Raw genomic sequence first — 12134 nt, 5'->3', positions numbered from 1 at the left:
TGACCAGTGGTCAGATCGTTCCTCCGGCGCCGGTCCCGTAGGTGCCGCCCGTCGCCGCCGGGTTCAGCTCCTCCATGTCCTCGGCGCTGAGGACCGCGCCCGTGCTCTTCTTGCTGCGCCGCAGCCTCTTCTCCAGCCAGCTCGCGAAGCTGGTGAGGATGAAGTTGAGCACGATGTAGATGAGCGCCACCACGACAAAGCTGGCGATGGGGTTGCCGAAGGCGGCCGCCAGGGTGGCGCGCGTGCTGAGCAGCTCGGTGAACCCGATCATCACGCCGCCCAGGGCGGTGTCCTTCACGATGACCACGAGCTGGCTGACGATGGCCGGCAGCATGGCCGTGACGGCCTGCGGCAGCAGGATGACTCGCATCGTCTGGTTCTTGCGCAGGCCGATCGCCATGGCGGCCTCCGACTGCCCCTTGGGCAGGGCGAGGATGCCGGCTCGTACGACCTCGGCGAGGACGGCCGCGTTGTAGAGCACCAGGCCGGTGACGACCGCGTAGAGCTGCCGCTGCTCAGTGGTGAGGTTCGCCCAGCGGTCGTAGGCCTCGTTGGCGAACAGCATCAGCAGCAGGACCGGGATCGCTCGGAAGAACTCGATCACCGAGGCGGACGGACCCCGTACCCACCGGTGGTCGGAGAGCCGTGCGATACCGAAGACCGCGCCCAGCGGCAGGGCGATCACCATGGCCAGTGCCGCGGCCGTCAGTGTGTCGGCCAGACCCGGCAGCAGGTAGGTCGTCCAGGCCGGGGACTCGGTGAACGGCTTCCACAGCGCCCACTCCAGCTGGTTCTTCTCGTTCATGGCGTCATAGACGAACCACACAAGGAGGAGGAGCAGGGCGAAGAAGACCACCGAGAGGAGCACATTGCGCCGTTTGGCCCTGGGGCCCGGGGCGTCGTAGAGAACGGAGCTCATCGCTTCACCGCCAGTCGCTTGCTCAGCCAGCCGAGGAACAGGCCGGTGGGCAGGGTCAGTACCACGAAACCGAAGGCGAAGACGGCGCCGATGAGCAGCGTCTGAGCCTCGTTCTCGATCATTTCCTTCATCAGGTAGGCGGCTTCGGCCACGCCGATCGCAGCCGCCACCGTGGTGTTCTTGGTCAGGGCGATCAACACGTTGGCCAGCGGGCCGATGACCGAGCGGAAGGCCTGCGGAAGGATGACGAGCCGCAGGGTCTGACTGAAGGTCAGCCCGATGGCACGGGCCGCCTCGGCCTGGCCGAGCGGCACGGTGTTGATGCCGGAACGAATCGCCTCGCAGACGAAGGCCGCGGTGTAGCCGACGAGACCGAGGATGGCCAGGCGGAAGCCCTGGACCTTGAAGTCGGTGGCGCCCATCGTCACGCCGAAGACATCGGCGAGGCCGAGCGAGGTGAAGATGATGATGACCGTCAGGGGGATGTTCCGGACGATGTTCACATAGGCGGTGCCGAACCCACGCATGAGCGGGACCGGGCTGACCCGCATCGCGGCCAGAAGGGTGCCCCAGATCAGGGAACCGAGGCCGGAGAGGACGGTGAGTTTCACCGTCATCCAGAAGGCACCCAACAGGGTTGGGTCGTTGTACTCAGAAAGAAAGTCGAACACGATCTCCCGCGCTTCCGGGTGGGTGGCGTACGTGGATAGCGCGGCGCGCCGCCGCCCTGATCGCGGTGGACGGCGGCGCGCCGGTCAGGCAGTGCGCTACTGGACGATGACGCCGATCTTCGGCGCGGGCTCGTTCTTGTAGCCGGCCGGACCGAAGTTGTCCTTGACCGCCTTGTCCCAGGCCTTCGAGCTGACCATCTTCTCGAGGGCGGCGTTGATCTTGTTCAGGGTCTCGGTGTCGCCCTTCTGCACACCGATGCCGTAGTTCTCGTTGCTCAGCTTGAGGCCGGCGAGCTTGAACTGGCCCTTGTACTGCTCCTGCGAGGCGAAGCCGGCGAGGATGGAGTCGTCGGTGGTAAGGGCGTCCACAGCACCACTCTGCAGCGAGGAGATGCACTCCGAGTAGCCGCTCCGCTCCTGCAGGTTGGCCTTCGGCGCGAAGTCCTTCCTGACGTTCTGCGCCGAGGTGGAGCCGGTGACCGAGCACAGGTTCTTGCCGTTGAGGTCGGTGGCCTCGGTGATGTCCGAGTCGGCCTTCACGAGCAGGTCCTGGTGGGCCAGCAGGTACGGGCCGGCGAAGTCGACCGACTTCTTGCGCTCGTCGTTGATCGAGTACGTGGCCGCGATGAACTTGACGTCACCGCGCTTGAGCGCGTTCTCACGGTCCGGGGTCTTCGTCTCGACCCACTCGATCTGGTCGGCGTCGTAACCGAGCTCCTTCGCCACGTACGTCGCAACGTCGACGTCGAAGCCGGAGAAGGTGCCGTCGGGCTCCTTCAGACCGAGGCCCGGCTGGTCGTACTTGATGCCGATCTTGATCTTGCCGCCGCCGTCGGAGCCCGAGCCGCCCTCGTTGTCACCGTCGCCGCCACCGCAGGCGGTGGCAGTGAGGGAAAGGACGAGTGCAGCGGCGGCCGCGGCGGAGGCCTTGCGGAGCTTCATGGTGAACATCCTTTGCGTGATGAAGAGATGCGTCCCGTCAGGGGGGCGTCCCCCCAGAGGGTTGGATGACGCAGGTCGTCGGTGCGTGAAGCGGTCCGTCAGTGGTGCAGGATCTTGGACAGGAAGTCCTTGGCACGGTCGCTGCGCGGGTTGCTGAAGAACTGGTCCGGCACAGCTTCTTCGACGATCTTGCCGTCAGCCATGAATACCACCCGGTTGGCGGCGGAACGGGCGAATCCCATTTCATGGGTGACGACGATCATGGTCATGCCGTCGCGGGCGAGCTGCTGCATGACCTCGAGGACCTCGTTGATCATCTCCGGGTCCAGAGCCGACGTCGGCTCGTCGAAGAGCATGACCTTGGGGTCCATGGCCAGCGCCCGGGCGATGGCCACACGCTGCTGCTGGCCGCCGGAGAGCTGTGCCGGGTACTTGTCCGCCTGGCTGCCCACGCCCACCCGGTCGAGCAGGGAGCGGGCCTTCTCCTCGGCCTTCTTCTTGTCCGCCTTACGGACCTTGATCTGGCCCAGCATCACGTTCTCGAGCACGGTCTTGTGCGCGAAAAGGTTGAAGGACTGGAAGACCATCCCGACGTCTGCGCGCAGCCGGGCCAGCTCCTTGCCTTCCGCGGGCAGCGGCTTGCCGTCGATGGCGATCGAGCCGGAATCGATCGTCTCGAGGCGGTTGATGGTGCGGCACAGGGTGGACTTCCCGGACCCGGAGGGTCCGATGACCACGACGACCTCACCGCGGGCGATCGTCAGATCGATGTCCTGCAGCACGTGCAACGCGCCGAAGTGCTTGTTGACGTTCTTCAGGACGACCAGGTCGCCGGTCGCGGCCACATTGTCCTTGGCCACCGATACTTCGGTCATCGCTCTCAGGCTCCGTCCTCCTCGGTTTCGGAGGACAGTAATAACCGTATCCGACCTGCGTCATTAGTTCTGAGGGGAATCTGAGCATCACGATCCGATAGCAATCGGACACGTGTCGTAGCACTTGTGACCTGGGCGCGTACCGGCTCCATAACGGAACCCGCCCGCAACCGGAACGCACTTGACGGCGTCGTCGTCCATCAGCGTGACTCTCTTGGTGCACGCGCGCGCGTGCACGATGTGTGTACCTATCCGAATCGTACGGCCGATGAACCGAAGGAGGCCGGCATGAGACTGCTCCTCGTCGAGGACGACAACCATGTCGCCGCCGCGCTGTCCGCGGTCCTGGCACGGCACGGTTTCGACGTCACGCACGCGCGCAGCGGCGAGGAGGCCCTCCAGGCGCTCGTTCCCGAGGGCAACGGCTTCGGCGTCGTTCTCCTCGACCTCGGCCTGCCGGACCAGGACGGATACGAGGTCTGCGGCAAGATCCGCAAGCGCACCAGCACCCCGGTGATCATGGTCACCGCGCGCTCCGACGTCCGCTCCCGCATCCACGGCCTCAACCTCGGCGCCGACGACTACGTGGTGAAGCCGTACGACACCGGTGAACTGCTCGCCCGGATCCACGCGGTCAGCCGGCGCACCGTGCAGGAGGACGCCGGGACGGCGGGCGAGGGAGTGCTGCGCCTGGGCGCGGTGCACATCGAACTGCCCACCCGCCAGGTCAGCGTCGACGGTTCGGTGGTCCAACTGACCCGCAAGGAGTTCGATCTCCTCGCCCTGCTCGCCCAGCGTCCCGGAGTGGTCTTCCGCCGGGAGCAGATCATCAGCGAGGTGTGGCGCACGAGTTGGGAGGGGACCGGGCGCACTCTTGAGGTGCATGTGGCGTCCCTGCGCGCCAAGTTGCGCATGCCGGCCCTGATCGAGACCGTACGCGGCGTCGGCTACCGACTCGTCGCCCCGGCGTCGTAGCGGGCAAGGGTGCGCACTCGTCTCCTCCCGCTGCTCATCGTTCTGATGGCGGCCGTACTGCTCGCACTCGGCGTACCGCTCGCCGTCAGCCTGGCCTCGGCCCAGCAGCAGAAGGTGGTCGTCGACCGGATCGACGACACGGCGTATTTCGCGGCGATCACGCGCCCGGCCGCCGACAGGACCACCGGATCCCGTGACGAACTGCGCATCCTGAGCCGGGAACTCGAGAGCTACCACGAGGTCTACGGCATCCGCGTCGGCGTCTTCCTGCCCGACGCCACGTCCCTGACCAAGGGGCCGACCACCTGGTCCATGCCCAGGACGGGCGAAGTGCACGACGCCTTCAAGGAGTCGCTGCTCAGCCGGCGCAGCCACGACCCGAAGCAGGTGTGGCCCTGGCAGCAGGGCCGCCTCGTCGTCGCCTCGCCGGTCATCCGGGACGGCGACGTCGTCGCGGTCGTCGTCACCGACTCGCCCACCGGGCAGATGCGTTCGCGGATCCTGGACGGCTGGCTGATCATCGGTGCCGGTCTGACCGCCGCGATGCTGGTGGCCGTCGGGGCCGCGCTGAGGTTGACCGGTTGGGTGCTCAGGCCGGTGCGCGTGCTGGACACCACCACGCACGCGATCGCGAGCGGCCGCCTGAAGTCACGGGTCGCGGTCGCCAGCGGTCCGCCGGAACTCAGGCGGCTGGCCCGGTCGTTCAACGAGATGGCGGACAACGTCGAGGACGTCCTGGAGCAGCAGCGCGCCTTCGTCGCCGACGCCTCGCACCAGCTGCGCAACCCGCTCGCGGCGCTGCTGCTGCGCATCGAACTGCTCGCTTTCGAACTTCCGGAGGGCAATGCGGAGATCGCGTCGGTCCAGGCCGAGGGCAAGCGCCTGGCCCAGGTCCTGGACGACCTGCTCGACCTCGCCCTGGCCGAGCACACCGAGGCCGACCTGCGGCTCACCGACGTCGGCGCGCTGACCGCCGAGCGCGTCGCGGCCTGGGCGCCGACCGCCGAGGCCAAGGGGGTACGGCTGGTGGGGGACTGCCCGCCCACCACCGCCTGGGCCGACCCGGTGGCGCTGTCCAGCGCGCTGGACGCCGTGATCGACAACGCCGTCAAGTTCACCCCGAGGGACGAGCGCGTCGAGGTGACCGTCGCCTCCAACGGCAGCGCGTCCACCATCGTCGTGGCCGATCACGGCCCCGGCCTCACCGACGAGGAACTCGCCCGCGTCGGCGACCGCTTCTGGCGCAGCGGCCGGCACCAGAACATCAAGGGCTCGGGCCTCGGCCTGTCGATCTCGCGCGCGTTGCTCGCGGCGGGCGAGGGGTCCATCTCGTACGGCCGTAATGAGCCGAACGGGCTGCGGGTGACGGTTACGGTGCCCAGGACCGCGCCGACGCCGTAGCGGGGCTCGGCGTGGCGCTGATGGCGGCCGCGCTGCCGCGCCTCGCCCGGCACAGCGGGGCCGAACAGCGCCGCGCGGGCACGTGGCCGGTCAGGCACAGCGGGCCCCGCCAGTGGGGCCGGGCAGGCGCCGTACCCGGGCACGGTGCTGCCAGTCCCTACGGCTTGACCGAACGGTAGTAGCGCTTGGCGCCCTCGTGCAGGGTCAGCGGGTCCGTGTAGATCGCCGTGCGCAGGTCGACCAGTTGCGCGGAGTGGACGTGGGCACCGATGCCGTCGCGGCTCTTGATCACCGTGCGGGTCAGCCACTCCGTGAGCCGGGGGTCCATGTCCTTGCGGGTGATCAGCAGATTGGAGACGGCGATCGTCGGCACCGTGTCGCCGTTCTGGATGGTGGGGTAGGCCGACTCCGGCATGTTGGTCGCGCGGTAGAAGTGGGCCGCGTCGCCCTGGGCGTGCACCTTGGCGACAAGGTCGGCGCCGATCGGCACGAACCGGAAGGAGGACGTCTCGGCGATCTCCTCCAGCCCGTCGGTGGGCACCCCGCTCGACCAGAAGAACGCGTCGAGCTCGCGCCCCAACCGCTTGGGACCGGTGTCGATGCCGTCCGACCGGGGCGTGATGTCCTTCTCCGGGTCGATGCCGGCGGCCTCCAGCACGCGCGTGGCGATCAGCCGTACGCCCGAGTTCGGCAGCCCTATGGCCACCCGCTTGCCCTTCAGGTCCGCCACGGAGCGGATGTCCGAGTCCGGCGGGACGACCAGCTGGACGTAGTCGTCGTAGAGACGGGCGACACCGCGCAGCCGGTCGACGACGGGGCTGCCGCCGATCTTGAACGTGTCCACCGCGTCGGCGGCGGCGATGGTGAAGTCGGCCTGCCCGGTCGCCACGCGCTCGACGTTCTCCTGCGAGCCGTCACTCGTCAGCAGCTTCACCTTCAGCTGCGGCATGTCCTTGGCGAGCTCCTTGCGCAGGAGGTCGCCGTACTCCTGATAGACACCCGCGCGCGTGCCCGTGCTGAACGTGATCGTCCCGCTCGGCGGATCCTCGCCCAGGGGCAGCAGCCACCACAGCAGCAACCCCAGGGCAACGAGCCCGGCGGCCGTGCCCTGCAGGGCACGGTGCCTGGTGATGCGGGTGAGTGCTTTGGACATGGCCGAGATCCTGCCAGCCGGTACACGGTGCTGACCAGGGCAGGGGTCACAGGGGGGAGGGGCGATGGGCGCGATGGCGGCTTCTCGGGCCGGACGCCTCGGCGACAGGGACTGTCGGACCCGGCCGCTACAGTCGGCGCATGAGTTCCTCGCCCGCCGACCTCGTCCGTGAATTCCACCTCGCCTTCGGCCTCGACGCCCGCACCACGCCCACCGAGGTCTCCCCGGATCTCGCCGCGCACCGTGGAGAGCTGCTGGCGGAGGAGGCCGCGGAGGTCGCCGAGGTGTCCGTCACAGGCCCGCTCGACAGGCTCGCGCACGAGCTGGCGGACGTCGTCTACGTCGCGTACGGCACGGCGCTGGTGCACGGCATCGACCTCGACGCCGTACTCGCCGAGATCCACCGTTCCAACATGACCAAGCTGGGCCCCGACGGTCAGGTCGCGCGCCGGGCCGACGGCAAGGTGCTCAAGGGCGAGCACTACGAGGCACCGGACGTGTCGAGTGTGCTGCGGCGGCAGGGGTGGGGGGCCGGCGGGGCGTAGCCGTGTCGGCCGCGCGCAGCGCCTGCGCCACGACGCCCTGCGCCTTCAGGGCGGCCGCGGCACCCGCTTCCCTCGGCCGGTATCGGTACTGGGGCGCGGCCCCTACCGGTCAGTCCTCGGTGGGCTCCGCCCAGGTGACGGCGAGTTCGTTACGGCGGCCGAAGCGTTCGAGGTGGCTGCCCACGACCCCCTGGACGGTGGTGAGCGTGGGTGCGTCGGGAGCGGTGACCCGGATCAGCAGGTGGTCGTCCTGCGGTTCGAGGACGACGTCGGTGTTCTGGAAGGTGAGGCGGTGCCCGCCGTCGGCCGTCTCCTCGGCCGGGATCTTCCGGCCGAAGTGCGAGGCGAGCTGCTTGGCGTAGCGCGGGGCGGCGTCGGTGGCGACGTGGGCGAGGGAGGAAGGCATACGAGCACTCCTTCGAGGGCGGGACGAGTCCCGTCGATTCAAATTTGAAACTCCAAGGGTCGACGATAGCTCGACGTTTCAAATTTGAACAATGGCTACCGGCGCCCGGTGGGCCCGAGCACCGCGCGTGCCCGAGCCCGGCGCCGGTCAGGGCTGGTGTCAGTCGCCGCCGCGGTGCGGGATCAGCTGGGCGGTCAGGAGATGGGAGTCCAGCAAGGCGATGTCGGCCGTGCGGGCGGCCTTCGCATAGCCGGTGAGCATGCGTTTGGTCAGGACCAGGGCCTCGGGGGAGCGCCGCGCCAGGGGTCTTGTCCAGGCGGCGACGGTGTCGTCCAGTTGGTCGAGGGGAGCCACCTTGTGGAGGAGGCCGAGCCGGAGGGCGGTGCCTGCGTCGAAGACGTCGCAGGTGAGCATGAGTTCGCGGATCCTCGCGGCGCCGGCCTCCGCGATCAGGCGGCCCATGGCGCCGCCCCAGGCGGGGGCGAGGCCGACGCCGACTTCCGGCATGCGGAACCGGCAGGTGTCCGCACCCGCGCGGAGATCGCAGTAGGCGGCGAGTGCGAGGCCGGCTCCGATGACCTTGCCGTGGAGGCGGGCGATGGTGATGGCGTGGGTGTTCTCCAGGGCCTGGCACAGGCGGTGGGCCCTGTCCGCGATGCGGCGCAGCGTGGCTCCCGTCGGATCCAGCGTCAGGGCCTCCTGGTATTCGCGGCGGTCGGCTCCCAGGCAGAAGTCGTCGCCCATCGAGGACAGGACCAGGATCCGTATGTCGGGCCGTTCGTGGAGGCTGTCGAGAACACCGATGAGTTCGTCCAGGACGGCGGCGCTCAGGGTGTCGTCCTGGGCGGAGGAGTTGAGCCGGAGGTGGAGGACGGGACCGTTCTGCGCGATGCCTATGAGTGTGGGCGCGGATATGGGTGTGGACGCGGACGGGGGCGTCGGGGTGAGCGTCGGCGTGTTCATGCGAGGGCGACATCCAGGTTGAGCAGACGCCGGAACGCCACACGGGGCGCCCGGGAGGGGGTGCGGACCAGGGTGAGAGGGGGAAGCAGCGTGATCATGCGGCGTAGCAGGGTCTGGGCCTCCAGCCGGGCCAGGGGAGCTCCGAGGCAGTAGTGGATGCCTCCGCTGAAGGCGAGATGAGCGGGCTTGCGGTGGGGGTCGAAGACGTCTGGACGGCTGTGCTGGGCAGGGTCTCGGTGGGCGGCTCCCACCATGAGGTGGAGCATCTCGTCCGCGCGGACCTCGACGCCGTCCAGGAGGCAGTCCTGCGCGGCGACCCGGCTGATGACGTGGGTCGGAGGGTCGTAGCGCAGTGTCTCCTCCACGAACGCGGGCACGAGGTCGGGCCGCGCGGCGAGCATGTGCCACCGGTCGGGATGCTCCACCAGCAGCAGGGCCATGGTCGACAGAAGGGTGGACGTGGTCTCCAGGGCCGCCAGCAGGACGAACAGAGCCAGGAAGTAGACCGCTTCATCGGCCTTGTCCCGGTCCGGTTCCATGGCGTCCCATGTGCTGATCCATTTGGACACCGGGTCCTCGCCCGGGCGCGCGCGCCGCTCGCGCACCAAGTCGAGGAAATACGCGCGTAGTTCGGACATGGCGGCGTCCGATCGGGCCAACTGGCTGGCGGAGGGCAGCAGTTCCTGGGTGAAGACCTGCTCGTGCGTCAGTTCGCGCAGCCGGGGCCAGTCCGCGCTCGGCAGCGCGAGCCAGTCTCCGACGGTGGCGACGGGGAGTTCCTCGCTCACCAGGGCGGCGAAATCCGCCTCCCCTGTGTGTAGGTGCTCCATCACGGTGTCGAGGAGGCGCTCGACCACCCGGTCCACTCTCGGGGCCATGCGGTCGATGGTGGTGCGGTCGAAGTTGCCGGCTGCCCGGCGCACTCTGGTGTGCTCCGGAGGATTGAGGGCGGGCATGGTACGGCTGATCTCCCGGGCGGAGGAGGCGCTCCAGCGGGTGCGCTCACCTTGCCGTTCCCTCCAGCGTGTGTCCGGCTCGAGCCAGGCGCTGCTGCGCAGGACCTGGTCGCAGGTGCGGAAACTCGTTACGAGGAATCCTCCCCAGGGGGCGGGACTAATCCCGCCGCCCTGTGCCCGCAGTTCCGCGTAGATCGTAAAAGGGTCCGCTTGTCCCTCTGCCGTCTTGAGACGGGAGAAGAGAGAGACGGTCGCCCGACGGGCGGCTGACGGGGTCGTGACACTCCCCACGATGGCGGCTCCTTTCTGCCAGCCGCCATACGTACCCCTGAGATAGTTCAATCATCCAATAACACTGCGTCCCTGTAGGGTTACCTACGTCACTCGCCCCTCACCCATGCACGGAAGCGACTGAACAGCCCGCCCTTGGGCTGCGCCGCATGGTGGGCCGGCCGCGCGGCAGGGCGGGCCTGTGCGACGGCAGCGGGCTGCTGCGCGGACCCGGCGGAACCGGGCGCCGCGGGCTGGGCGCCGGCGGTCCACGGCACGGCGCGTGGGGTGAACCGGACGGGAAGCGCCACCAGGGAGCGGCTCCACGGCGTCGGCACCCAGGCGAGGTCCTTGAACGGGACACGCAGTTCCACATCGGGCAGCCGGTTGAGCAGGGACTCCACGGCCGTTCCCACGAGCATGAGCGCGGGGTCCTTGGCCGGGCACGCGTGCGGGCCGGCGCCGAAGGCCAAGTGGGCCTTGGCGCTCAGCTGTTCACGGTGTGCGGTCAGCTTGGGGTCGGTGTTGGCCGCCGCGAAGGAGATCAGGACCGGGTCGTTGGCCTTGAGGATCCTGCCGTTCAGCTCGACGTCCTGGGTGGGGTAGTGAGCCGCGTAGTTGGCGATGGGAGCGTAGTTCCAGAGGGTCTTCCCGACCGCTTCCTCGACCGGCAGGCCGGCCGGCCAGTCGTCGCTGAGGTACAGCGCGCTGCTGGTGCCGATCGCGGCGCTGAGTGGCGCCGTTCCGCCGGAGAGCAGGGTGACCAACTGGTGCAGCACCTCCTCGTCACTCAGCCGGGCGGAGTGCACCATCAGACGGGTGGTGAGGTCCTCGCCGGGCTGGTGGCGCTTGAGGGCGATCAGTTCGGCGAGCGCACCGCCGAGGATCTCGTCCGCACCGGGGGCGCCCTCGAAGATGCCGCTGATCCCGACGATGACCCGGTCGCCGATCTCGGGCGGGCAGCCGAACAGGTCGCTGAAGACCAGGAGGGGCAGCGGCTGGGTGTAGGCGGTCATCAGCTCGGCCTGGCCGAGGGGTTCGGAGCTGAACCGGCTGATCAGATAGTCGGCCGACTGCTGCGTCAGACGGACGAGCCGGACCTCGTCGACGGTGGCGAGACTGTCCGTGACCGCCTGCCGCAGGCGAGCGTGTGCCGCTCCGTCGCTGAACAGCGCGTTGGGGCGGTAACCCATCATCGGCAGGGCCGGGCTGTCCGCGGGCACCCGCCCTTCGTTGAGCGCGTTCCAGCGGCGCGAGTCCCGGACGAACAGGGCGGGGTTCTGCAGGATGTGCAGGCTCGCGTCGTAACTGGTCACCAGCTCGACCTGGACGTCCGGCGCGATGTCGACCGGGGCGCTGGGGCCAAGCGAGCGCAGGCGGGCGTAGTGGCCCTCTGGGTCGGAGCCGAATTCCGGTCCGTACAGCTGGGCGTTGCCGTGAGCGGGGCAGCCGGCCGGTGCCCCGGCCCTGTCGGAGTGCTGTTGCATGCCGTGGCTCCTAGCCGAGTGTGGTCATGAGGTGCTTCACGAGGGTGATGAGTGACTGCGCCGCCGAGTCCTCGTCGCGGACGTCGCAGTGGACGACGGGGGTCTCCTCGGTGAGGTTGAGCGCCTCACGCACCTCGTCGAGCGGGTAGTCGGGGGTTCCGTCGAAGCGATTGACGCCGATGGCGTAGGTCAGGCCGAACTGCTCCACCAGGTCCAGGACGGGGAAGCTCTCGTGCAGGCGCTTGGGGTCCACCAGGACCAGAGCGCCCAGGGCGCCCCGGGACAGGCCCTCCCACATCTCCTTGAAGCGTTCCTGTCCCGGTGTTCCGAAGAGGTAGAGGACCAGGGTGTCGCTGAGGGTCAGACGTCCGAAGTCCATCGCCACGGTCGTGGTCGTCTTGTCCGGGGTCTCCGAGAGGTCGTCGAGGCCCTCGCTGGCCTCGGTGATCTCCTCCTCGGTCTGCAGTGGCTCGATCTCGGAGATGCTGCCGATGAACGTGGTCTTCCCGACCGCGAAGTGGCCGACGACCAGAACCTTCACGGACCGGGACACGGCTGGATCCAGATACAC

13 protein-coding genes are annotated in these 12134 nt (G+C 68.7%); 3 read left to right on the top strand and 10 right to left on the bottom strand.

What is annotated here, in order from left to right:
- Positions 1-10 precede the first annotated feature (10 nt).
- The 4 genes from ACIBAG_RS34140 to ACIBAG_RS34125 all read right to left on the bottom strand — a co-directional run bounded on the left by ACIBAG_RS34140 (position 11) and on the right by ACIBAG_RS34125 (position 3407).
- Positions 11-919, bottom strand: coding sequence for an amino acid ABC transporter permease (locus ACIBAG_RS34140; protein WP_399110545.1), 909 nt, complete (start codon positions 917-919; stop codon positions 11-13).
- A complete protein-coding gene (locus ACIBAG_RS34135) occupies positions 916-1590 on the bottom strand; it encodes an amino acid ABC transporter permease (protein WP_399110543.1) in 675 nt (224 codons plus the stop codon). Before ACIBAG_RS34135 ends, ACIBAG_RS34140 begins: the two co-directional genes overlap by 4 nt.
- A gap of 96 nt (positions 1591-1686) precedes the next feature.
- A complete protein-coding gene (locus ACIBAG_RS34130) occupies positions 1687-2532 on the bottom strand; it encodes a glutamate ABC transporter substrate-binding protein (RefSeq protein WP_399110541.1) in 846 nt (281 codons plus the stop codon).
- Between the two features lie 98 nt (positions 2533-2630).
- Positions 2631-3407, bottom strand: a complete 777-nt coding sequence (locus ACIBAG_RS34125; protein WP_031486435.1) for an amino acid ABC transporter ATP-binding protein — start codon at positions 3405-3407, stop codon at positions 2631-2633.
- Between the two features lie 288 nt (positions 3408-3695).
- On the opposite strand from ACIBAG_RS34125, the gene ACIBAG_RS34120 reads away from it, so the two are divergent.
- Together ACIBAG_RS34120 and ACIBAG_RS34115 are read left to right on the top strand one after the other, a co-directional pair.
- Entirely contained in the window at positions 3696-4382 is a 687-nt protein-coding gene (locus ACIBAG_RS34120; protein ID WP_399110539.1) for a response regulator transcription factor, read from the top strand.
- A gap of 9 nt (positions 4383-4391) precedes the next feature.
- Positions 4392-5783 (top strand): sensor histidine kinase, encoded by a 1392-nt coding sequence (locus ACIBAG_RS34115; RefSeq protein WP_399110537.1) that lies wholly within the window; start codon positions 4392-4394, stop codon positions 5781-5783.
- A 157-nt stretch (positions 5784-5940) separates the two neighbouring features.
- Here the strand turns inward: ACIBAG_RS34115 and ACIBAG_RS34110 are convergent, their stop codons facing one another.
- Entirely contained in the window at positions 5941-6936 is a 996-nt protein-coding gene (locus tag ACIBAG_RS34110; RefSeq protein ID WP_399110535.1) for a TAXI family TRAP transporter solute-binding subunit, read from the bottom strand.
- Positions 6937-7076: 140 nt separating this feature from the next.
- On the opposite strand from ACIBAG_RS34110, the gene ACIBAG_RS34105 reads away from it, so the two are divergent.
- A complete protein-coding gene (locus ACIBAG_RS34105; protein ID WP_399110533.1) occupies positions 7077-7481 on the top strand; it encodes a MazG nucleotide pyrophosphohydrolase domain-containing protein in 405 nt (134 codons plus the stop codon).
- 109 nt (positions 7482-7590) lie between these two features.
- On the opposite strand, the gene ACIBAG_RS34100 is transcribed toward ACIBAG_RS34105, so the two are convergent.
- From ACIBAG_RS34100 to ACIBAG_RS34080, 5 genes are all read right to left on the bottom strand, one after another.
- Entirely contained in the window at positions 7591-7887 is a 297-nt protein-coding gene (locus tag ACIBAG_RS34100; protein ID WP_399110531.1) for a DUF2218 domain-containing protein, read from the bottom strand.
- 159 nt (positions 7888-8046) lie between these two features.
- The gene (locus tag ACIBAG_RS34095; protein ID WP_399110529.1) at positions 8047-8850 is read right to left on the bottom strand and encodes an enoyl-CoA hydratase/isomerase family protein; all 804 of its coding nucleotides are present in this window, start codon (positions 8848-8850) and stop codon (positions 8047-8049) included.
- Positions 8847-10097 carry a cytochrome P450 gene (locus ACIBAG_RS34090; RefSeq protein WP_399110528.1) on the bottom strand — a complete coding sequence of 417 codons (1251 nt, stop codon included), beginning with the start codon at positions 10095-10097 and terminating at the stop codon, positions 8847-8849. Before ACIBAG_RS34090 ends, ACIBAG_RS34095 begins: the two co-directional genes overlap by 4 nt.
- An 89-nt stretch (positions 10098-10186) precedes the next feature.
- A complete protein-coding gene (locus ACIBAG_RS34085) occupies positions 10187-11563 on the bottom strand; it encodes a cytochrome P450 (RefSeq protein ID WP_399110526.1) in 1377 nt (458 codons plus the stop codon).
- A gap of 10 nt (positions 11564-11573) precedes the next feature.
- Complete coding sequence (locus ACIBAG_RS34080) at positions 11574-12134, bottom strand: GTP-binding protein (RefSeq protein ID WP_399110524.1); 561 nt, start codon at positions 12132-12134, stop codon at positions 11574-11576.

It is taken from the genome of Streptomyces sp. NPDC051243 (assembly GCF_044455405.1).
In the GTDB taxonomy this organism is placed as follows: Bacteria; Actinomycetota; Actinomycetes; order Streptomycetales; family Streptomycetaceae; genus Streptomyces.
The sequence above is the reverse complement of the archived record's forward strand: the minus strand, read 5'-3'. Positions and strand labels throughout refer to the sequence as shown.

Coding starts and splice junctions, on each gene's coding strand:
- ACIBAG_RS34140 (WP_399110545.1), bottom strand. CDS start 919: ATGAGCTCCGTTCTCTACGACGCCCCGGGCCCCAGGGCCAAACGGCGC.
- ACIBAG_RS34130 (WP_399110541.1), bottom strand. CDS start 2,532: ATGAAGCTCCGCAAGGCCTCCGCCGCGGCCGCCGCTGCACTCGTCCTT.
- ACIBAG_RS34125 (WP_031486435.1), bottom strand. CDS start 3,407: ATGACCGAAGTATCGGTGGCCAAGGACAATGTGGCCGCGACCGGCGAC.
- ACIBAG_RS34120 (WP_399110539.1), top strand. CDS start 3,696: ATGAGACTGCTCCTCGTCGAGGACGACAACCATGTCGCCGCCGCGCTG.
- ACIBAG_RS34110 (WP_399110535.1), bottom strand. CDS start 6,936: ATGTCCAAAGCACTCACCCGCATCACCAGGCACCGTGCCCTGCAGGGC.
- ACIBAG_RS34105 (WP_399110533.1), top strand. CDS start 7,077: ATGAGTTCCTCGCCCGCCGACCTCGTCCGTGAATTCCACCTCGCCTTC.
- ACIBAG_RS34100 (WP_399110531.1), bottom strand. CDS start 7,887: ATGCCTTCCTCCCTCGCCCACGTCGCCACCGACGCCGCCCCGCGCTAC.
- ACIBAG_RS34095 (WP_399110529.1), bottom strand. CDS start 8,850: ATGAACACGCCGACGCTCACCCCGACGCCCCCGTCCGCGTCCACACCC.
- ACIBAG_RS34085 (WP_399110526.1), bottom strand. CDS start 11,563: ATGCAACAGCACTCCGACAGGGCCGGGGCACCGGCCGGCTGCCCCGCT.